This is a genomic window from uncultured Faecalibaculum sp. (assembly GCF_910588395.1).
Taxonomy (GTDB): Bacteria; Bacillota_I; Bacilli_A; order Erysipelotrichales; family Erysipelotrichaceae; genus Faecalibaculum.
In genome coordinates, this window is the sequence record NZ_CAJUPA010000006.1 from 40,344 (window position 1) to 59,895 (window position 19,552).

Annotated in this window: 19 protein-coding genes, 1 tRNA gene, 1 riboswitch and 1 other annotated feature; of the genes, 4 read left to right on the top strand and 16 right to left on the bottom strand. The window is 56.9% G+C overall.

Going from position 1 to position 19,552, the window contains the following annotated elements; all coding sequences use genetic code 11:
* Positions 1 to 130 precede the first annotated feature (130 nt).
* The 3 genes from QZ305_RS02755 to QZ305_RS02765 all read left to right on the top strand — a co-directional run bounded on the left by QZ305_RS02755 (position 131) and on the right by QZ305_RS02765 (position 2,717).
* Positions 131 to 206 (top strand) — tRNA-Glu (locus QZ305_RS02755).
* Between the two features lie 183 nt (positions 207 to 389).
* Positions 390 to 974 carry a cytidine deaminase gene (locus QZ305_RS02760; RefSeq protein ID WP_294729959.1) on the top strand — a complete coding sequence of 195 codons (585 nt, stop codon included), beginning with the start codon at positions 390 to 392 and terminating at the stop codon, positions 972 to 974.
* A gap of 42 nt (positions 975 to 1,016) precedes the next feature.
* Positions 1,017 to 2,717 (top strand): M3 family oligoendopeptidase, encoded by a 1,701-nt coding sequence (locus QZ305_RS02765; RefSeq protein WP_294729960.1) that lies wholly within the window; start codon positions 1,017 to 1,019, stop codon positions 2,715 to 2,717.
* 101 nt (positions 2,718 to 2,818) lie between these two features.
* On the opposite strand, the gene QZ305_RS02770 is transcribed toward QZ305_RS02765, so the two are convergent.
* The 16 genes from QZ305_RS02770 to pta all read right to left on the bottom strand — a co-directional run bounded on the left by QZ305_RS02770 (position 2,819) and on the right by pta (position 18,494).
* On the bottom strand, positions 2,819 to 4,180 hold the full coding sequence (locus QZ305_RS02770) for a sodium-dependent transporter (protein WP_294729961.1): 1,362 nt from the start codon (positions 4,178 to 4,180) through the stop codon (positions 2,819 to 2,821).
* 152 nt (positions 4,181 to 4,332) lie between these two features.
* A complete protein-coding gene (locus QZ305_RS02775; RefSeq protein WP_294729962.1) occupies positions 4,333 to 5,031 on the bottom strand; it encodes a GntR family transcriptional regulator in 699 nt (232 codons plus the stop codon).
* Positions 4,922 to 5,662, bottom strand: a complete 741-nt coding sequence (locus QZ305_RS02780; protein ID WP_294729963.1) for a metallophosphoesterase — start codon at positions 5,660 to 5,662, stop codon at positions 4,922 to 4,924. The genes QZ305_RS02775 and QZ305_RS02780 overlap by 110 nt, the downstream gene beginning before the upstream one ends.
* Entirely contained in the window at positions 5,663 to 6,157 is a 495-nt protein-coding gene (locus tag QZ305_RS02785) for a DUF1307 domain-containing protein (RefSeq protein WP_294729964.1), read from the bottom strand.
* Between the two features lie 48 nt (positions 6,158 to 6,205).
* Positions 6,206 to 7,291 carry an aminotransferase class I/II-fold pyridoxal phosphate-dependent enzyme gene (locus QZ305_RS02790; RefSeq protein WP_294729965.1) on the bottom strand — a complete coding sequence of 362 codons (1,086 nt, stop codon included), beginning with the start codon at positions 7,289 to 7,291 and terminating at the stop codon, positions 6,206 to 6,208.
* Complete coding sequence (locus QZ305_RS02795; protein WP_294729966.1) at positions 7,281 to 8,018, bottom strand: amino acid ABC transporter ATP-binding protein; 738 nt, start codon at positions 8,016 to 8,018, stop codon at positions 7,281 to 7,283. Before QZ305_RS02795 ends, QZ305_RS02790 begins: the two co-directional genes overlap by 11 nt.
* Positions 8,011 to 8,685: an amino acid ABC transporter permease gene (locus QZ305_RS02800; RefSeq protein ID WP_294729967.1), complete on the bottom strand. Its 675-nt coding sequence runs from the start codon at positions 8,683 to 8,685 to the stop codon at positions 8,011 to 8,013. The genes QZ305_RS02795 and QZ305_RS02800 overlap by 8 nt, the downstream gene beginning before the upstream one ends.
* 3 nt (positions 8,686 to 8,688) lie before the next feature.
* Positions 8,689 to 9,471, bottom strand: coding sequence for a transporter substrate-binding domain-containing protein (locus QZ305_RS02805; RefSeq protein ID WP_294729968.1), 783 nt, complete (start codon positions 9,469 to 9,471; stop codon positions 8,689 to 8,691).
* Between the two features lie 57 nt (positions 9,472 to 9,528).
* Positions 9,529 to 9,738 (bottom strand) — a binding site (T-box leader).
* A 316-nt stretch (positions 9,739 to 10,054) separates the two neighbouring features.
* Complete coding sequence (locus QZ305_RS02810) at positions 10,055 to 11,410, bottom strand: PFL family protein (protein ID WP_294729969.1); 1,356 nt, start codon at positions 11,408 to 11,410, stop codon at positions 10,055 to 10,057.
* A 9-nt stretch (positions 11,411 to 11,419) separates the two neighbouring features.
* Positions 11,420 to 11,689 carry an ACT domain-containing protein gene (locus tag QZ305_RS02815; protein ID WP_294729970.1) on the bottom strand — a complete coding sequence of 90 codons (270 nt, stop codon included), beginning with the start codon at positions 11,687 to 11,689 and terminating at the stop codon, positions 11,420 to 11,422.
* 8 nt (positions 11,690 to 11,697) lie between these two features.
* Positions 11,698 to 12,189 (bottom strand): hypothetical protein, encoded by a 492-nt coding sequence (locus tag QZ305_RS02820; protein WP_294729971.1) that lies wholly within the window; start codon positions 12,187 to 12,189, stop codon positions 11,698 to 11,700.
* 493 nt (positions 12,190 to 12,682) lie between these two features.
* Positions 12,683 to 15,100, bottom strand: coding sequence for a hypothetical protein (locus QZ305_RS02825; protein WP_294729972.1), 2,418 nt, complete (start codon positions 15,098 to 15,100; stop codon positions 12,683 to 12,685).
* Entirely contained in the window at positions 15,093 to 15,779 is a 687-nt protein-coding gene (locus QZ305_RS02830; protein WP_294729973.1) for an ABC transporter ATP-binding protein, read from the bottom strand. The genes QZ305_RS02825 and QZ305_RS02830 overlap by 8 nt, the downstream gene beginning before the upstream one ends.
* A 53-nt stretch (positions 15,780 to 15,832) precedes the next feature.
* Complete coding sequence (locus QZ305_RS02835) at positions 15,833 to 16,777, bottom strand: sensor histidine kinase KdpD (protein ID WP_294729974.1); 945 nt, start codon at positions 16,775 to 16,777, stop codon at positions 15,833 to 15,835.
* Entirely contained in the window at positions 16,761 to 17,423 is a 663-nt protein-coding gene (locus tag QZ305_RS02840) for a response regulator transcription factor (protein WP_294729975.1), read from the bottom strand. Before QZ305_RS02840 ends, QZ305_RS02835 begins: the two co-directional genes overlap by 17 nt.
* 96 nt (positions 17,424 to 17,519) lie before the next feature.
* Positions 17,520 to 18,494 (bottom strand): phosphate acetyltransferase, encoded by a 975-nt coding sequence (gene pta, locus QZ305_RS02845; protein WP_294729976.1) that lies wholly within the window; start codon positions 18,492 to 18,494, stop codon positions 17,520 to 17,522.
* Between the two features lie 121 nt (positions 18,495 to 18,615).
* Positions 18,616 to 18,709: riboswitch (THF riboswitch) on the top strand.
* 61 nt (positions 18,710 to 18,770) lie between these two features.
* On the opposite strand from pta, the gene QZ305_RS02850 reads away from it, so the two are divergent.
* Positions 18,771 to 19,316 carry a folate family ECF transporter S component gene (locus tag QZ305_RS02850; RefSeq protein WP_294729977.1) on the top strand — a complete coding sequence of 182 codons (546 nt, stop codon included), beginning with the start codon at positions 18,771 to 18,773 and terminating at the stop codon, positions 19,314 to 19,316.
* Positions 19,317 to 19,552: the final 236 nt, after the last annotated feature.

Below are 19,552 nucleotides of genomic sequence, written 5' to 3' on the forward strand. Positions count from 1 at the left end.
GCGGATTCCGGGCTGTCTCCGGATGGGAATGCAGGTTCTCAGCCTGCCTTCAACTTGCCAGACAATATTACGTGAGTTTCTGCTTGACTGCATCTTTTGCTTCATGGTATTATCACTGAGCAGACGACATGGCGCGTTGGAGAAACGGTTAACTCACATGCCTTTCACGCATGCATTCACGGGTTCGAATCCCGTACGCGTCACCATCGACAGAACACACCGCATCGGCGGTGTTTTTTTCATATTCTGCGGCCTGCTGACCCGCAGACAGCAGTCTGGTCCGGTATGATGAAAAGGCAGTATCAGCGGTGTATCAGGAAAGGCTGTATCCCGCCAGAGCATGATGAGCCATGCTGTAAAAACCGGAGTTTGCAAAGGCGATCAAATCAATGAACGCCGAATGGAAAGAGTTATATAACGCTGCAAGGCAGGTATTGAAACCTCGTGATATTTCCAGAATCATGGAGGCAGGCGGTGTTGCAGCAGTGGAATCCGCATCCGGCAGAATATATGCGGGCGTCTGTGTGGATACAGCCTGTTCATTGGGTGTATGTGCAGAGCGTAATGCTGTTTTCAGCATGATCACGAACGGCGAAGATGCTGTTAAGCGGGTTATTGCCATTGACAGAGACGGAAAAGCGGTTCCTCCCTGCGGCGCGTGCCGGGAATTCATAGCCCCGTCAATGCCGGAAGACTGCCATGCAACTGAAATCATGATGGACTGTGAAAACGAACGGACCGCAACGCCTGGAGAACTGGCGCCTGAATGGTGGATATCACTGTACTTTGCAAATTCCGGTTTGTCTTTGTGCCAGTCCGAAGCCATGTCTTGCCACATTCTGGCAAGACAAAACAAAAAAAGACCTCAGATCGCAAATGAGGCCGCTTGCCGGCAGACAAAAGATGAAATGAAAGAACCCTGCCGGCAAGAGACACTTTACCAGAATCCCCCGTTGCAAATCCACCTTTTCTGAAACGCCTGTCTCAGAAAAGGACCATTCAAGGAAGGAGACACTATGACATTCAACAGTTTTCCCTATTCACGCCCTGATCTGGAGCCCCTGCAGACGGAGCTTGCCAGTCTCCGGTCTTCTCTGGAGACAGCGCCGGCGTATGATGCCTTCCTGCAGACCATGCATCAGTATGACGACCTGAAATCCCACGTGCTGACCATGACAGAACTGGCCGCCATCCGGCATACCCTGAACACGGAAGATGCGTTTTACCGGCAGGAGAACGCCTGGTTTGACGAAACGATGCCGCTGCTGGAAGAAACATTCCAGTCCATCACCGATACGATCCTGAAGAGTCCCTTTGCCCCGCAGCTGAAGGAACAGCTGCCTGAAACCTGGTTTCTGGCAGCGGAGATGGACAGACGGAGCTTCAGCCCGGCCATCATCGGTCATCTGCAGAAGGAAGCAGCGCTGTCCACCGCCTATCAGAACCTGATTGCCTCTGCCCAGATTCCCTTTCAGGACCGGGTCTGGACCCTGGCAGAGCTGGAACAGCCCATGAACCACCAGGATCCGGCAGTCCGGAAGGAAGCCGCTCTGGCTTACTGGGGCTGGTTTCAGGAGAATGAACCGCAGCTGCAGGATCTGCTCCAGCAGCTGGTGCAGGTGCGCACGGAGATGGCCCGGGCGCTGGGTTTTGAAAACTACATTGATCTGGGGTATCTGAGAATGCACCGTTTCGACTACGACCGCCAGGATGTGGCCGTCTGGCGTCAGCAGGTGCTGGAAGAAATCGTCCCGCTGTGTCAGGATCTCTATGAAGCCCAGAAAAATCGGCTGGGCGTGGATACACTGCCGGTCTGGCAGGAAAAAGCGGAGTTTGCCGACGGCAATCCGGCGCCCTGCGGCACCACAGAACAGATGACCGCCCGGGCGCAGGAGATGTACGATGCCCTGTCGGAGGAAACCGGCAAATTCTTCCGGGAGATGTGTCAGCGACGGCTCATGGATCTGGATGCCCGCAAAGGCAAGGCTGCCGGCGGCTACTGCACCTGGCTGCCGGATTTTCAGGCACCGTTCATCTTTGCCAACTCCAACGGCACCCAGAGCGATGTGGAGACTCTGACCCACGAAGCCGGCCACGCCTTCCAGGTCTGGAGTTCCACCCCGTGTTTTCCCGCCAGTCTGGCCTGGCCGACCAATGAATCCGCCGAAATCCATTCCATGTCCATGGAATTCTTCACCTGGCCCTGGATGGAGCTCTTTTTCAAAGACCAGGCGGACCGGTACCGGTTTGTCCATCTTTCCGGTGCGGTGAAGTTTCTGCCCTACGGCGTTCTGGTGGATCATTTCCAGCATGAGGTCTATGCCCACCCGGACTGGGATGCTGATCAGCGCAATGCCTGCTGGCGCCGGCTGGAAAACCAGTACCTGCCTCACAAGGACTACAGCGGAATCGATGTGCTGGAACGGGGTGGCTGGTGGATGCGCCAGCTGCACATTTTCATGGATCCTTTCTACTACATCGACTATACCCTGGCGCAGGTGGCTGCCCTGCAGTTCCTGGCCCGGATGCTCGATGGAGATGAATCCGCCTTTGCGGATTACCTGAGGATCTGCCGGCTGGGCGGCAGCCTGTGCTACCGGCAGCTTCTGAAGGAAGCCGGACTGCAGGTCCCCTTTGACGACGGCTGTCTGCAGGAAACCGCTGCCACGCTGCGGCAGTGGTTTGAGACTCATATGCCTGAAGCAGCTTCCAGATAACAGAAACACCCGGTTCCGGCCTTTGTCCAAAGGGACAGGCACAGAATCCGGGTGTTTTTATTCATGATGCCCTGCCACAGGGCGCAGCCCCATCGGCAGACTCAGCCGGGGAGAATGCCGGTGATCAGAATCACGGCAATGATCACCGGGAGCAGATATTTGCAGTAGACATGGCTCCAGGCGGGAAACCGCAGTCCCTGACCGGTGTTGGCTTCCTTCCGGAAGCTGTCCCATCCCCAGCCCTGTTTCCAGGTGCAGAAGAGCACAAACACCAGGGATCCCAGGGGCAGCAGGATATTGGACACAAGGAAATCCTCCAGGTCCATGATCGTGGACCCTTCTCCCAGAGGCTGCACCCCGGCCAGCAGGTTGAAGCCCAGGGCACAGGGCAGCGAGAGCACAATCATCGCTGCAGCGCAGATCAGACAGGTCTTTTTCCGGGTCCAGCCGGTGAGGTCCATGGTGCTGGAGATGATGTTCTCGAAGACAGCCAGAATCGTGGAAAACGCCGCGAAGCTCAGAAACAGGAAGAACAGCGCCCCCCAGAGACGTCCCAGGGGCATGGCAGCAAAGATATTGGGCAGGGTCACGAAGATCAGTCCCGGTCCGGCGGCGGTTTCCACGCCGTAGGCAAAGCAGGAAGGGATCACGATCAGCGCGGCGGTCAGCGCCACGAAGGTATCCAGCACCGCTACGTTCAGGGATTCACCGAAAAGCCGGCGGTCCTTGCCGATGTAGGAACCGAAGATGGCCATGGCGCCGATGCCCAGGGACAGGGTGAAAAATGCCTGGTTCATGGCGGCGGCTATCACGCTGCCAAGTCCGATTTCACGGGCGCGGGCGATGTCCGGGACGAAGAGATAGCGTACGCCTTCTGCGGCGCCGGCGGAGAGCAGGGAGTTGGCGGCGAGAATCACCATGATGACCAGCAGAGCACCCATCATCCACTTTGTGACTTTTTCCAGACCCGCCTGGAGGCCTCTGGCGCAGATGCCGAAGCCGGTGATGACCACCAGGACGGTAAACAGAATCAGGCTTCCGGCGTCTGAGAGCATGCCGGTGTAGTGTTCACTGATCTGCGCCTGGGTGGCGTTGACGAACTGTCCGGTGACCATGTCGCAGAAATACCGCAGCATCCAGCCGGTGACGACGGTGTAGAACATCATCAGCAGCCAGTTGCCGGCGAGAATGCAGGGGGTGTACCAGTGCCAGCGGGTGTGCGCCGGTTCCAGACGTTTCAGCAGTCTGGCGGGGCTGGTGCCGGCGGCGCGTCCGGAGGCAAATTCCATGGTCATGACCGGAATGCCCAGGAGCACCAGGAAAATCAGATAGAAGAAGAGGAAGACCCCGCCGCCGTACTGTCCGGCGACATAGGGGAACTTCCAGACGTTGCCGATCCCGATGGCGCAGCCGGCGGAGATCAGGATGAATCCAAGTCTGGATCCGAGTTTTTCCCTTTCCATGTTCGGTAATCCGTTCCTTTCAGGCAGATGTCACGGCATCTGCGGGATGTACCGGTCCGTCAGGCGGAGCGGACCGGTGAGCGGTGAAAAAAGGTCCCGTCCCTGGTGTATCGGGGGACAGGACCGGAGAATGCGGTCTGCAGCGGAGAATGTCACTGTGACCGGCTCCAGGAATACAGGTCGCTGCGGTAGTAAGCCAGGGAGTATTCCATGATCTTTCCCTGTCTGTCAAATCCCACTCGCCGGCGAACCAGCACCGGCAGGGTGCGGGGGATGTTCAGATTTGTCACCACTTCGTCATCCGGCAGCTGGGCCAGAAGCTCTTCCTCAATGCGGACAGGCGTACCGGTTTCTTCATAGACAGAGCCGCCCAGATAGCTGAAGCTCTGCCGGGGAAAGCAGGACACGATGTAAGCCAGCCGGATGTCATCCGAGGTGCAGACCCGTTCCACGATATAGGCTTCCTGTTCCGGGTCCAGCCCGAAGGCGGAAACCAGCCGCTTTGGGCAATGCCGCATTGAAGCGTGCCAGCTGGATGTGCCTGGCTGCCGTCCATGCAGCTGCATCTCTTCGGAGAATCCCCGGATACCGGTCAGTTCCTCGGTCACCGCCGGTTTCCAGATGACGAAGGTTCCCCGGCCCCGTCCACGGTTGACCATGCCGTCTTTTTCCAGATCCAGAATCGCCTGGCGGGCGGTTATTCTGGATACCCCGTACATTTTCTGAATCTGTGTTTCACTTTCAATCTTGTCGCCGGGCTGCAGATCCCCGTCCAGGATCCTGCGGCGGTATATGTCCCGGATCTGGACATACAGTGCCTTGGCCCCCTTTTGCGACTCCAGTTTCTCCATCAAATTCTCTCTCTTTCTGCGTTTCTCTTCTCTTTCTGTCTGTTTCGATCCATTCATCCAGGGTCAGCGGCGTGTAACCTGAAAACTGGCAGAAGCAGTTGATCAGGTGACAGGGGACGTGCCGCTGGCGGCCGCCGGGATCTGTGACCAGGGTGCCGGAGACCATCTCCTGATAGCGGTCCAGCAGTGCCTGATCGGCTGTGTCGTGAATGTGACCGTGAAGCATGTAGGAACGGGGCTGTCCCTGGTCGTCCACCCGGTACTGGCCGTTGTAGCAGGCCATGGGATAGTGAGAGAGGACGACTTTGCGGCGGTTGTCGCTCAGCTCCGCATAATCGCGGATCCATTCAAAGCGGGAGGCGTCAAAGGCCGGATCCTTCAGATACCGATCATGATTGCCCCGGATCAGAAACAGACGGCCCTGGAGCCGGTCCAGGATTCTGGCGGTTTTTTTCGCATCCCCCCAGCTCAGATCTCCCAGGATCACCACTTCGTCACAGGGTCTGACCCGGGCATTCCAGCACCGGATCATGTGTTCGTTGAGCTCTTCCACACTGGCAAACCCGCGGCAGTCCATCTGACTGTTCAGGGCAGCGTGCCAGAAGTGGCAGTCGGCAATGTAATACCGCATTCACCCGGCCCTGCAGGCAAAGCCCTGTGATGTCAGTTCCGTTTCAGTGCGCTCCAGGCTGACATACTGGGAATCCAGTTCCCCGGGTTCCAGCAGCCCTGCATCAATCAGCGCCTGACTGTCTGCCTGGGCGTAGTCGATGGAGATGGTCAGCTCCACGTGATTGTCCCGGACTTCCCCCTGTGTGCTCACGCCCTTCAGGGATCCATAGGAATCATTCAGCACCCGGCTGATGGCTTCCCCGATTTTTGCCTGATCGGCACCGGCATCCAGGCCCAGTTCCTCAAAGGACACGTTTTCTGTCTGAACGGATTTTTTCACCTGGTCCCCCAGGGCTTCAAATTCATAGCTGCCGGCATCTGACGAACAGGTCATGGTCTGTTTCACCGTCTCGGTTTCATCCGGTTCTTCCTGCCGGGTTTCCGGATTCGATCCGCCCACCCGGACACAGCCTGTCAGTGCCAGACACAGCAGCGCCAGCCATGCTTTCTTCATTTCCAACACCCCTTGCCGGGTTATTCTACCATGAAAAATAGCACAATTCTATGAACCGGAGGCAAATCCGGCGAGAAGAGTAAGCCCTTTCAAAAACTGTTCCGGCGGGCGGCCCAGTCCCAGCCGCAGCGTTCCCGGAGCTCCAAAAAACCGCCCGGGGACAAAGAACAGTCCCTTTTCTTCCATCATCCGCAGGGCGAAGGCTTCATCATCCACCCCGTCAGGCAGCCGCAGCAGCGCCACGGAGCCGGCTTCCGGCAGCACGCAGGAGAAAAACGGGTTCCCGTCCAGCCAGTCCTTCAGCACAGCCAGGTTGCGGCTGACAATGGCGTTGTTGCGCCGGAGGATCTGCGCACGGTGTTTCAGAACAGCCCAGGCCAGCCGGTCGTTGAGCGGACCGGCGCCGATGAAGGTGTAATCCCGCCGGATGTTCAGGGCATCAATCAGCGCTTCCGGGCCTTTCACCCAGCCGATGCGGATCCCCGGACAGGCCAGGGATTTGGACAGCGATCCGCAGGACACACCCTTTTCATAGAGATCGCTCACGGAAGGCATCACCCTGCCGATGCCTCTGTAGACCTCATCGCAGAGGATCCAGGCGTCGTGACGCCGGGCGATGTCTGTCACCCGCTGCAGGGCTTCCTCATCCAGAATCGTGCCGGTGGGGTTGTTTGGCAGATTCAGAATCAGCAAATCCAGTCCCTGGCGGGCGGCGCAGTCTTCCAGCTGATCCAGATCCGGCTTCCAGGTAAGCGGATCCAGGGCAAGCTCCGTGACCCGGGCATTCAGGCTTCTGGCGTAGCCGGCAAACTGCTGATATCCCGGGGTGAACACGATCACCTGCCGCCCCGGTGCCAGCAGCTCGTCCATGACGTGCTGGCTGGCGTTCACGCAGCCGGCGGTGGTGGTGATGTTTGCCGGAGTGCCGGTTTCATACATGGCCAGGATCTCTTCCTTCAGCTGCGGACTACCGGTGATCGGACCATAGTCCAGAACCAGTTCGGAAAAAAGGCCCGGTTCCAGGGCCTCGATTTCTTCCAGACGCAGCGCGTCACAGCTGGTTTCGGTCATGTTGACACTGGCCAGATTCTCATACCGGGTCATCCACTGTTCTGCAGCGAATTCACTCAGCATCGTAGAACACCTTGGACAGGAAGTCCTGCGCCCGTTCCGACTTCGGATTCGTGAAGAACGACTCGCTGTCCCCTTCCTCCACCAGATGTCCCTGGTCCAGGAACAGAACCCGGTTGGCCACATGACGGGCAAATCCCATTTCGTGGGTCACCACGATCATGGTCATCCCCTGCCGGCCCAGTTCCTTCATGACCTCCAGCACTTCCTTGATCATCTCCGGATCCAGAGCACTGGTGGGTTCGTCAAAGAGCATCATGTCCGGATTCATGCACAGAGCCCGGGCAATGGCCACCCGCTGTTTCTGCCCGCCGGAAAGCTGGTTGGGATAGCTGTCCTTCTTGTCCAGCAGTCCCACTTTTTCCAGGTACTCCAGAGCGGTTTTCTCCGCTTCCTCCCGGGAGCGTTTCAGCACCGTGATCTGCGCCAGGGTGCAGTTGTCCAGCACAGTCTTGTTCGGAAACAGATTGAAGTGCTGGAACACAAACCCCATGCGGTTGCGCTGCTGACGATATTTCGCCTTGTCAGCCGGATCCATTTTCTCCCCATCCATGAATACGGCGCCCTCATCCACGGTTTCCAGCCCGTGGATGCAGCGCAGCAGCGTGGACTTGCCAGATCCCGAAGGACCAATCAGGCATACGATGTCTCCCTTGTTCACTTCCAGGCTGACGTCATTGACCGCATGCACGCCGCCGAAGTGCTTGGATAGATGATCGACTTTAATCACTGACTGCCATCCTCTTTTCTATTTTCCGCGCAATGAAGGAAATCGTCACCGTCATCACCAGATACATGCAGCCGGCAATGATCAGCGGATCGAGATAGTTGTAGTATTTGGCTCCCAGCACCTGGGCGGTATACAGCAGTTCCGCCACACCGATGCAGGAAATCAGGGAACTGTCCTTGATCAGGGTGATGAACTCGCTGACCATGGGCGGGATGATCCGCTTGAAAGCCTGGGGCAGAATGACTTCCTTCATCATCGTGACATAGGAGATGCCCAGGGTCTCGCAGGCTTCCCACTGCCCTTTGTCCACGCCCTGGATGCCGGAACGGATCAGCTCGGTCTGATAGGCACCGGAGTTCAGGGACATGGCAATGAGTCCCACCACATAGGGATCCACCCGCAGCCGGGTGCCGGTGATCATCTGATAGAGCACCGGAACACCCAGGTAGAAGAACAGCACCTGAAGCAGCATGGGGGTTCCCCGCAGGATCTCCACATACACCGTGCCGATCACGTTCAGGATTTTTGACTTTGACAGCTTCATGGCCGCCATGATGATGCCGATGATCACACCGAAGAACAACGCACCAAGTGCCAGCGCAAGGGAAGCGCCGGCACCTTTGAGCATATAGGTGAGATTATCGGGCGACAGAAATGTCTCCCACATGGATCACACGCCCCACTTTTCTTTCAGCTTCGTGTACTCGTCGCTTTCCTTGAAGGCGTTGATGGCCTTGTTGACCTGCTTGAGCAGTTCTTCGTTGTCCTTGGCGGCAATGATGAAGTTTTCTTCTTCCATCAGGTGATCGCCCACGACTTTGTATTCACCGCCGGCGGCATAGTTGTTGGCCACTGCAGTATCCAGCACCACGGCATCCAGACCATGGGACTTCAGTGTCTCCATGAGCACTTTCACATCCTGCACCGGTGTGACTTCGGCGCCTTCGATTCCCTCTGCGGCGCTCTGGCCTGTGGCACCCAGCTGTGCACCGACTTTCTTGCCGTTGAGATCCGCAGCGGACGCGATGTCGCTGTCACCGGCTACAACCACCACCTGTGCGGAGGTGTTGTAGGGATCGGAGAAGGCCACCGCCTGTTCCCGGTCTTCGTCATAGGTGAAACCGGAAATGCCCAGGTCGATCTGTCCGGTCTGGATCGCGGAAACGATGGTGTCAAAGCTCATCTGCTTGAAGGTGTAGGTGTAGTCCAGGCCTTCTTCTTCCTTCATGTAGTCAAACAGCCAGTCAGTCATATCCGCATCGAAGCCCACGATCGCATCGCCTTCGATGGATTCATAGGGAGGATAATCCGGGGAAATCCCCACGATGATTTCCTTTGTCTCTTTCGATTCGGCATCTGCCTTGTCTGCATCTGTGCTGCCGGCAGAAGAGCAGCCGGCCAGCACAGATGCGGCCATGCCTGCAGTCAGGGTCAGTTTCAGAAACTTGTTCATATGTCTTTCTCCTCTTTCTTTCTGTGGAACAAAAAAAGCGTCCGTTCAGAAAATTCATGAACGGACGCTGAAAGCGCGGTACCACCGGTCTTCCATCCGCCGTGCGGATGACACCTCGTTCTTAACGCGAACAACGGCCGCTGCCTCCTGCATATTCGACAGGGCGACTCCGGGACACGTTCCGGCACTGGTCCTGACAGCTTGCACCACCCGCTGTCTCTCTGAAAGGTCCCGTCATGCTGTACTTCTTCCCTTCGTAGTATTGACTACAATTATACATATCCGGTTTTTCATTGCAACCGGTTTTCTGAAAGTGATGCCTGCACTGTCTGTCACAACCACAGGGTTTCCATCAGACAAACCGGACAAAGACTGTGCTTCTCAAAACAAATGATCCAGTTGAAGCAGCAAAGCATGGCAAGACTCATATCCACAATCAGGAGCCAGTGCCATGTCTGACCACCATGATCACCTCCCGATCTCATACCGGCAGGACAGAGCCTTTCCGAAAGCAGATGTCCCATCCCTGGCAGGCATCCGTGAAAAAAGCCCGGAGATTTCACCGGGCTTTGCAGATGCACGATCAGTTTTTCAGAGCCTGCAGCGGTGCCGGAATCCGCCCGCCCCGGTTGATGAACACCGCATCCGAAGTCTGATTCACCGGCATTACCGGCCCTTCTCCCAGCAGACCGCCGAAATCCAGCGTCTCGCCGATGGATTTGCCAATGGCGGGAATCAGGCGCACGGCTGTGGTCTTGGTGTTGACCATGCCAATGGCCGCCTCATCCGCGATGATGCCGGAAATGATATCCGCCCGGGTCTCGCCGGGAATCACGATCATGTCCAGACCCACCGAGCAGACAGCCGTCATGGCCTCCAGCTTCTCCAGCTTCAGCACACCCTGGCGGGCTGCATCGATCATGCCGGCGTCCTCGGACACCGGAATGAAGGCACCGGACAGACCGCCCACGTGGCTGGTAGCCATGACACCGCCTTTTTTTACTGCATCATTGAGCATGGCCAGGGCTGCCGTGGTGCCATAGGCACCGCAGGTCTCGAGCCCCATTTCCTCCAGAATGTGCGCCACGGAGTCTCCCACCGCCGGCGTCGGCGCCAGAGACAAGTCCACAATGCCGAAAGGAACTCCCAGCTTTTCACTGGCCACCGTTCCTACCAGCTGACCCATCCGCGTGATCTTGAACGCCGTGCGCTTGATCAGGTCGGCAATCCTGTCAATGGGCGCATCCTTGGGAGCCTTGGCCAGTGCGGCTCTGACCACACCGGGTCCGGAAACACCCACGTTGATCACGCAGTCTCCTTCTCCCACACCGTGGAAGGCACCGGCCATGAAGGGATTGTCCTCCGGCGCGTTGCAGAAGACCACCAGTTTCGCCGCACCGATGCAGTTGTCGTCTACCGTCAGCTCCGCCGCTTCCCGGATCACTTCTCCCATGCGCTTCACCGCATCCATGTTGATGCCCGCCTTCGTGCTGCCGATGTTCACCGACGCACACACATGCTGGGTTTCCTTCAGCGCCCGGGGAATGCTGTCGATCAGCTCCCGGTCTCCGTGGGCGTACCCCTTCTGCACCAAAGCGGAATACCCGCCGATGAAATCCACGCCCAGGCGTCTGGCACAGCGTTCCAGCATATGGGCATATTTCACCGGATCCCCCCCGCTGGCAGCCACCAGAAAGGCGATGGGTGTCACGGAAATCCGCTTGTTTACCACCGGAATGCCGTAGGTTCTGGCGATTTCATCGCCGGTACGCACCAGATCTTTTGCCAGACGGCAGATTTTTTCCTCGCATTTGCGGCAGGACGTGTCAATATCCGGATCAATGCAGTCCAGCAGGGAAATCCCCATGGTGATGGTCCGGATATCGAGGCACTCCTCGTCGATCATCTTGATTGTTTCCTGAATTTCAGATATCTGCATGGCGGCTCCTTAAATCGAGTGCATGGCCTTGAAAATGGCCCGGTTCATGACCCGGACAGCCAGATCGTTGCTGTCCCCCACAGCCTCCATGTGCTCCGCAAAGGCTTCAAAGGACTCCGTCAGTCCGTCCATGTCGGCAATCATGGTCATGGTGAACACACCGTCCACGATGGTCTGGGATACATCCAGAATGTTGCAGTTGCGTGCGGCGCATTCGCTGGCCACCAGGGCAAGGATACCGGTGCGGTCCGCACCGACGACAGTAATGACAGCTTTCATGAGTCCTCCTAAAATTTTACCGCTGCTTTTTCATATCTGTGCAGCTCAAAAGGTTCGCAGGCAGACATCAGTCCTTCCACGTTCACATCGTATTCACCCGGCATGAACTGCAGGGCAGCCTGCTGTTCCAGCAGCGTCTTCAGCTGGTGCCAGAAGGGATCCGGCAGCTGCTTCCGCTTCTGCCAGGCAATCGTGTTGTCTGCATTCAGCAGCACGATTTCCATCTCCGGCGCCTGCGTCAGTCCCAGGATCTCATCCCGGAAATCAGACTCCTGCACATTGAAGTACACATCACTGGAATCCACCGGTCCGCCCTCCAGAATGAACGGCATGATCCCGTGATACCAGCACAGTGTCACCGCAAAAGGCTCCTGTTTCAGCAGAGCCAGCTCCTCTTCATTCCAGCAGTCATCCTTGATTGCCACAATGAAACGGCCATCCGCATAGTCCATGACAGCTCCTTCCGGAACCTCATAGGGAAATTTTCTGTTTTCGCTCATACGTGTTAAGTGTACCAATTCTGCGATAGTGTGCAACATCGAAAAGGAAAGTGTCACGTCTGTCCTGGCACTCTGACTGCCGATGGATGCCGGGGCGGACAGTCGAAAGAGGCGAAACAGCCGGGCAGCAGGGCTGCCGCACTGTTTCGCCTTTGCGGTGAGCTGAGATTTTCAGTGATGTTTGAGATCCGGCTATATCCTTATCTCGGATATACCTTCACTGAGTAGTTGAAATAAATCCCATTGATTAAAACGCTTCCTGTCACTGTTCCTGTCGTGGGAACTGGAGTAGCACTGGCTACAGAAGCCGACGTACATCCTGTCATCCCAGTCACCCAGGCTCTCGCACCCCAGCTTCCATTCGCATAAGTCATAGTGGCAGCCAGATAAACGGTGGCTGATCCAACAGTTACGGATGATTACTCCTGCAAAATCAAACCATTTTATCCTTATCCTGTGTTTATTCTCGTTCTTAGTCCTGCCCGCACTCCCATCACTGTTTCTTCCAGCCCACTGCAATCAGTCCCATCGGCAGCAGAATCAGGAGGGCTGCGGCTCCATAGACCCAGGGAACAATCTCCCCCAGGATCCAGAAGACACCCCCGGGATTGCCGGACAGGTCAAAGAGTGAAGGGATGGACTGCAGCAGGACGGTCCGGTTGGGAACCACCGCAAACTGAAGCCTCAGGCTGAAGACCAGAGCAGCCAGTCCACTGGTCAGTATGATGAGACAAATCCTGGCTGTCATCTGCCGGCGTATCCGGCTGCATGTATTCTCGGAGACCTGCAGAGGACGGAAACGTTTCAGAAACTCCGCCATGCTCCGTCGGAGATGGACCACAGCCCACACCAGCACAAAGAGCCACACCACTGCCAGCAGCATAGTCAGAATGCAGTACAACAGCCGTTCCTGCGCAAAGAATTCCGTGTATGTCCGGTTTTCAGATGCCTCATTGGTCAGAAGCATCTCTCCCTGACTGGCCAGCGCTGCCATCTGTGACTGCATGGCAGCATCCCGGCGTTGGGGCGACCATACCTCCACATGATTCACCGAATCCGTGTTGAAGAATCCCTCCGGAACGATGACGGCATAGGGCCAGGCAAAGCCGCCGGTCCAGGCGGACAGACGGTCCTGGTAATCCACGCTGTAATTCAGCGGATTGCGCAGCACAGTACGGACTGTGACGGACCGGATTTCTCCTTCCGGGCTTTCCAGCTGCACCACATCCCCGGCTTCCAGACTTGTATCCATTCGGAAGGTGATGTCTTCCCGCATATCCAGCTCCGGATTGCGGGGAAAAATCATGATTGCCGGATTCACGGCATCTCCCTGGATCATCCAGGAAAACTCCGGCAGATAGATGGCAATTTCCCCTTCCTGCAGCATGCCGTTCTCAATCCCGTTTTCTTTCAAAACCTCCGTCATGACCGGAAGATGGTCCGGTTCCAGAATCACCGGTGAAATCAGCGTTTCCTGATCCGGCTGCGAAAAAAGCGCCACCTTGTCCCTGTATTCCTCCGGAAAGTCGAAAATGGCGGCGGATGCCACATCATCCCAGCGCAGAGTCCAGTCATCCTCACCGACGACCGGCTCCAGCAGTGTATAGCTGTAGACTTCCTGCACTCCGGACACTTCCCGGATTTTCTCCAGATCTGTAACCGGCATATGGGAAGTGGCATCCTTCGGGGTGAACCGGAAATCCGGCTGCCGTTGTATCTGCGCTTCCATCTCTGCATCAAAGACAAACCGTGTGGCAGTGTAAGCCCCAGCCGCTGTCAAAATCGCCAGCAGCAGCGGAGCAAAAACCGCAGCTTTCCGGTTCCAGTGCAGCCAGCGGTCTGCCAGCATGGAAACCGACAGCGTCTTCTTTCCCTCCGGGAGCCGCTTTGGAATATGCCCCTTCGAAGCATGGAGGCTGATGCCTGCCGGCACTGCCGCCAGAATTCTCCAGGCAAGCCCTGCCATGATCAGCACCATTGCCGCCCAGACACAGGCAGCAGCCGTCATCACCAGCCAGGGGACGTTCAGAATCAGACCCGCAGCTGCCAGGACCGGTACACTCCACAAGGCACCGCCCAGAATCAGGGGAAACACCTGTCCCATCAGCTGTCCGGTATCCGCGCCCAGGGTCTTGAGACGAATCAGGGTCAGCTGCCGGGTTTCCAGCCACCGGCCCAGGACCACACCCATGAGCAGCAGTCCGCCGCCCAGTGCGGCCAGAGATACGATGGTCCAGGGCAGATTGGCATCGGAGAAGGGATTATATCCGGTGTCCAGCTGCATGTTGCGCACGAGCACAGCGCCAGAGGGTTTCCAGTGGTCGAATACATCCTCATAACCTGCTTTCGCCTGCATGTACACCAGGGTGTCTCCAGGGTGGCCCAGACTGGCGGTCCAGATCTGAGGGAGATGATCTCCGGCAGTCCAATTGGCGGAGTAGCTGTCCAGGATCCCGCAAAGGTTTCTGACTTCGTCACCAATCCGGATCTCCTGCCCCAGTTCATAGGAAAGACCCTGCCGGTCCAGCCATACCGCTTCCACTGCGGCTTCTCCATTTGTTTCCGGCAGCCTTCCGGTTTTCAGGGAGAGACTGGCCAAGTCGAAAAACGAATCATCACCGGTGCCGGTAATCGTGCCGTCAGCCAGAGTGGCGGTCTGCACAATCCCCGCCTGGTCCACCACCAGATTGTCCCTGACTTCCTGAAGGGCTGCCTCATCCGCCTTGAGCAGGACTGCCTGCCAGGCACCATACCACTGCCGCTGGGCGGCTATCCGGTCCTGCAGGCTGCGGTACTGAATCAGAAAACTGCACAGGGTCAGGCTCATGGCCAGTGTCATGATCAGTCCGAACAGCCTCTGCGCTTTCCGGCTGCGGATGACTTTATGCAGTGTATTGGAGTATTTACTCATGATTTCGGCTTCCGAAGCCGGAGATCCGGCCGTCTTCCATATACAGAATTCTGTCCGCCTGTCTGGCCAGATCCAGGTCGTGGGTGACCATGATCACCGTGATTCCAAGCCTGCGCTGCACCTGCCGGATCAGCTTCATGACCTTCTGCGCACTGAGCCGGTCCAGATTGCCTGTGGGTTCATCTGCCAGGACCACAGCCGGCTGGATGGCCAGCGCCCGGACAATCGCTGCCCGCTGCTGCTGACCCCCGGAGAGCTGATGAGGATACCGGTCTTCCAGCCCCTCCAGCTCCAGCTGCCGGATCAGTTCCTTCACAAAGAATTCATCCAGAGGCAGACCATTCAGGTCGAAGGGGATCTGAAGGTTTTCCCGGATGGTCAGCTCCGGAATCAGCTGGAAAAACTGATGCACCAGACCTACGGACTCCCGACGCACACCTGCCCGCTGCTTTTCGCTTCGTTCCAGTATCCGGCCATCAATGATGATTGTCCCTTCATCCGCGCTTTCCAGCCCGGCCAGCAGCGACAGCAGCGTGGATTTCCCGCAGCCGCTTTTTCCGGTAATCACCGTAAAAGTCCCGGTTTGTACGGAAAAGGTTGCGTGGTCCACCGCAATGGTCTGTGCCGGTCCCGGATTCCAGACTTTCACCAGATTGTCTGCCTGTACCATTGTCTGCATGTTCTCACCCCGCTTTTACCGTAACCCGGATCCGTTACAGAGAGATTACCAGGTCAGATTTCCAGGCTGAGAACCGGCAGGCCCACTTCCATGACGACCTGTCCCTTCTCTTCCCGGATCTGCAGACTGCCCTGATGCTTTTCTGCCACTGCGGCTGCCAGCGCCAGGCCGATTCCGTAATGCCCTGCACGCTGTGTGGCGTATCGCCGGGGGATATGACTTCCCAGCGAACCGGGATGCAGGATTGTCAGTTCGCAGGACTGATCCAGAGGATTGCGGCCGGCAGCAAGTGTGATGGGACCACTGGTGAAGTCCAGAGCGTTTTCCAGCAGCGACCGCAGCATTTCCTCCAGCCAGAAAGCGTCCCCGAACATAGTCAGTCCCTCCGGATCCTTCAGCTGCACCTGAATCGTCCCCTTTCCCACGGAAGCAGCTGCCTGACGGATGATCCGGTTCAGATCCAGGTGTTCGTACCGGAATCCGGATTCTCCGGATGAACGGACGGATTCTGTGAGATACGCTTCAGTCTGCCTGGCGATTTTCTCCAGAATCTTCAGGATTCTCTCCGGATCCGGGCATCCCGCGTCCAACAGCAGCAACCCGGCTCCCGCAGTATTCCGCAGCTGATGTGCCAGATTCTCGCTGTTTTCCCGGCGGACTGCCGCCTCCCGCTTTTCCTCCAGCAGCTCCAGAATCAGCAGTTCCCGTTCTCCGCTCAGATCCTCCACTGCCTTGAGCCACCGGCTGCCCACAGCGGGTCCCTGGCAGATCAGGAATCCCAGATATACCGCCAGCCCTGCCACCAGCAGCTGAAACGGAATCAGGCCGGCAGCTGCCTCCCGGAGCAGATACCGCTGTTCCGGTGGAGAAAGCTCCATGAGTCTTTCCACAGACTGTTCCAGAGACAGTGGCAAAGCCGCCTGCAGCAGAATGCAGAAAAGACCTGCCGCGATCAAAGCCGCCAGCTTTTTTGACAGTTTGTCATGACGCGGATTCATGATCGGCTTCCTCCAGCCAGTACCCGTGGCGCCGGTCTCCCTTGATCATCAGACCGGATTTTCCGAGCTTTCTCCGCAACCCGGAGAATCTCACACTCAGCGTCTCCAAAGACATATCGAAACCGGTGCGTCTTGCCACTGAACGGAGGATCCGCTGACTGGACACAGGTTTTCCCGCAGCCGCAAACAGTGGCTCCAGAACCGCTGTTTCCGTTCCCGTCAGCATCACTTCAGCTGCACCATCCATCCTGCAGCCGGATACATACAGCGTGACAGTCCCGAACCGGCGAATGTCCTCCCGTTCCAGCAGCCGGCCAATCTTGGCCTTCAGGACCGGCAGCCGCACAGGCTTGGTGATATAGTCATCCGCTTTCTGTGCATAAGCCTCCAGTATCACCGGCTGATCTGTCTGAGCCGACAAAACCAGAACAGGAACATCGCTTTCCAGACGAACCGCCTGCAGCAGCTCCAGACCGTTTCCATCCGGCAGGCCCAGATCCAGCAGGATCAGATCCCAGTCTCCGGCCGCCTCCTGGAGTCTCTGAGCCAGCGTCATGCAGAACAGACAGTCGAAATCCCGCAGAGAAACCCGCAGAGCCTCCTGCATATCCATGTCATCTTCCAGTACCAGTATTTGATGTTTCATATTCTCTTCCCTTTTTCTTTCATCATACCTGAACCGCAGAACACAAAAAAGAGACCGGAAATTTCCGGTCTTGTGAGTCATTCGAACTGTACGGGACTAGATGTCCATGTCCTTCTGCGCAGCGGTGATAATCGCCATCTTGTAGATCTCAGTCGCGTTGCATCCGCGGGACAGGTCGTTGATCGGCGCATTCAGGCCCTGCAGAACCGGACCGATGGCCTCCCAGCCGCCCAGTCTGGCTGCGATCTTGTATCCGATGTTGCCCGAGGACAGGTTGGGGAAAATAAAGGTGTTGGCCTGACCGGCAACTTCGCTCTTGGGCGCCTTGAGTTTTGCCACATCCGGTGCAACCGCCGTATCAAACTGCATCTCGCCATCCACAGCAAAATCAATGGGCATCCGGTGCAGACGCAGAGCGGCTTCCGCCACCTTCGCCACGCATTCACCCTTGGCGCTGCCAAAGCTGGAATAGGACAGCAGGGCGATTTTCGGCTCAATGCCGAACTGCCTTGCAGTTCTTGCAGTCTGCAGTGTGATTTCCACCAGATCATCCGCATTCGGGTTCAGGTTGATGGAACAGTCGCCCATCATGTATTCCTCATCCCCCTTCAGCAGCAGGAACGCAGAGCTGACCAGGGCATTGCCCGGTGCCGCCTTCACCAGCTGCAGAGCCGGACGGACTGTATCCGCCGTGCTGTATGTGGCACCGCCCAGCAGGCCATCCGCATAGCCCATCTGCACCAGCATCGTGCCAAAATAGTTGGTGGACAGCAATGCCTTGCGGCAGCGCTCAATATCCAGCTTGCCTCGTCTGAGTTCAACCATCTTGACAGCCATTTTGTCAATGTCAGGATATTCGGCGGGATTCATGGTTTCAATACCCGTCAGATCAAAGCCGTGTTCCTTGGCAGTGGCTTCGATTTCTTCCTTTTCGCCCAGCAAAATCGGACGGATCACATCTTCCGCAGCCAGCTTTGACGCCGCTTCCTGCACCCGGGCATCCCAGCCTTCGGTGAATACAATCCGGATTCCCTGTCCTTTGATTTTCTCTTTCAGTGTATCGATGATCATAGGTGAAACCTCTTTCCGTTCAGGAAAAATATACCACAGCCCACAGACGGATAAAACCTTGTGAACCATTTCACCCACAGAGGCATTGCAAGCCGCTTTCCCCCTGCGTATACTGACCTCAGGCAGAGTAAGGATACAGGCGTAAAGTGTTTCGGGCACGGGGAGTTGGTCCGAAAACGAAGCAAGCCGCGATCTGTGTCCTGCATCCCGCTGTCGTTTGAAAAAAGTCAGGATTTCCTCCTTTTTCCGAGCGTCAAAGGGAAAGGAGGTTTTTATATGTCTGCATTGATGTCATCCATCAAAACCAGCGCCAGGAACCTGGGCAATATCCGGGTTCTGACCGGCACGGCCCTGTTCTGTGCCCTCTACATGATCCTGTCCATGTTCAACATCTACTTCACCCCGACCCTGCGGATCACTTTCGGGTTTCTTGCCATGGCTGCATCCTGCTATTTCTATGGCATGGCTCCCAACCTCATCGGTGCATTCATCTGCGATTTCCTGGGATGGGCCCTTCACCCCGACGGGGCCTGGTTTCCCGGCTATGCCCTGAACGCGATGTTTCAGGCAGCGGTGTTTTCCGCCTTCTTCTATCAGATGAAAGAAGTCAGGATCTGGAAAGTGCTGGCAGCCAGACTCATCATCGTCCTGGTCGTCAACCTCATCCTGAACCCCCTGTGGCTCTCCCTGATGTACGGAGACAGCTTCTGGATCCTCATGACCGCCCGCATCGTCAAGAACATCATCATGTATCCCATCGACTGCTTCATGCTGGTCATGGTGCTGCGCCTCTGTGTGCGGCTGAAGCAGCAAAGAGGCTGATCCTGATCCGGTCTTCCCCAGCCGGGCAGCGTGCCAGGTTTCCATCCGCAAACATCAAAGGACTGCCCGTTCATCATCAGAGGCAGTCCTTTTCATTTTCATTGGGCTATATGGAGGATGTCCGCCAAAGCCCTCAGCGGGTCTTTGTCTTTCTGCTGTCAAAAAATCCAGCGCCAGAAGCAGAAGGGCAGGAACGGCCAGAAAGGAACCCGGGGACAGCTCCGTGCTTTGCCGCA

Bases quoted from the DNA above. Each gene is read 5' to 3' on its own strand.
- QZ305_RS02785 (WP_294729964.1), bottom strand. From the start codon at position 6,157: ATGAAGAAAGCATGGCTGGCGCTGCTGTGTCTGGCACTGACAGGCTGT.
- QZ305_RS02830 (WP_294729973.1), bottom strand. From the start codon at position 15,779: ATGCAGACAATGGTACAGGCAGACAATCTGGTGAAAGTCTGGAATCCG.
- QZ305_RS02850 (WP_294729977.1), top strand. From the start codon at position 18,771: ATGTCTGCATTGATGTCATCCATCAAAACCAGCGCCAGGAACCTGGGC.
- QZ305_RS02780 (WP_294729963.1), bottom strand. From the start codon at position 5,662: ATGCGGTATTACATTGCCGACTGCCACTTCTGGCACGCTGCCCTGAAC.
- QZ305_RS02765 (WP_294729960.1), top strand. From the start codon at position 1,017: ATGACATTCAACAGTTTTCCCTATTCACGCCCTGATCTGGAGCCCCTG.
- QZ305_RS02805 (WP_294729968.1), bottom strand. From the start codon at position 9,471: ATGAACAAGTTTCTGAAACTGACCCTGACTGCAGGCATGGCCGCATCT.
- QZ305_RS02825 (WP_294729972.1), bottom strand. From the start codon at position 15,100: ATGAGTAAATACTCCAATACACTGCATAAAGTCATCCGCAGCCGGAAA.
- QZ305_RS02790 (WP_294729965.1), bottom strand. From the start codon at position 7,291: ATGCTGAGTGAATTCGCTGCAGAACAGTGGATGACCCGGTATGAGAAT.
- QZ305_RS02800 (WP_294729967.1), bottom strand. From the start codon at position 8,685: ATGTGGGAGACATTTCTGTCGCCCGATAATCTCACCTATATGCTCAAA.
- QZ305_RS02840 (WP_294729975.1), bottom strand. From the start codon at position 17,423: ATGAAACATCAAATACTGGTACTGGAAGATGACATGGATATGCAGGAG.
- QZ305_RS02835 (WP_294729974.1), bottom strand. From the start codon at position 16,777: ATGAATCCGCGTCATGACAAACTGTCAAAAAAGCTGGCGGCTTTGATC.
- pta (WP_294729976.1), bottom strand. From the start codon at position 18,494: ATGATCATCGATACACTGAAAGAGAAAATCAAAGGACAGGGAATCCGG.
- QZ305_RS02810 (WP_294729969.1), bottom strand. From the start codon at position 11,410: ATGCAGATATCTGAAATTCAGGAAACAATCAAGATGATCGACGAGGAG.
- QZ305_RS02815 (WP_294729970.1), bottom strand. From the start codon at position 11,689: ATGAAAGCTGTCATTACTGTCGTCGGTGCGGACCGCACCGGTATCCTT.
- QZ305_RS02760 (WP_294729959.1), top strand. From the start codon at position 390: ATGAACGCCGAATGGAAAGAGTTATATAACGCTGCAAGGCAGGTATTG.
- QZ305_RS02775 (WP_294729962.1), bottom strand. From the start codon at position 5,031: ATGGAGAAACTGGAGTCGCAAAAGGGGGCCAAGGCACTGTATGTCCAG.
- QZ305_RS02820 (WP_294729971.1), bottom strand. From the start codon at position 12,189: ATGAGCGAAAACAGAAAATTTCCCTATGAGGTTCCGGAAGGAGCTGTC.
- QZ305_RS02770 (WP_294729961.1), bottom strand. From the start codon at position 4,180: ATGGAAAGGGAAAAACTCGGATCCAGACTTGGATTCATCCTGATCTCC.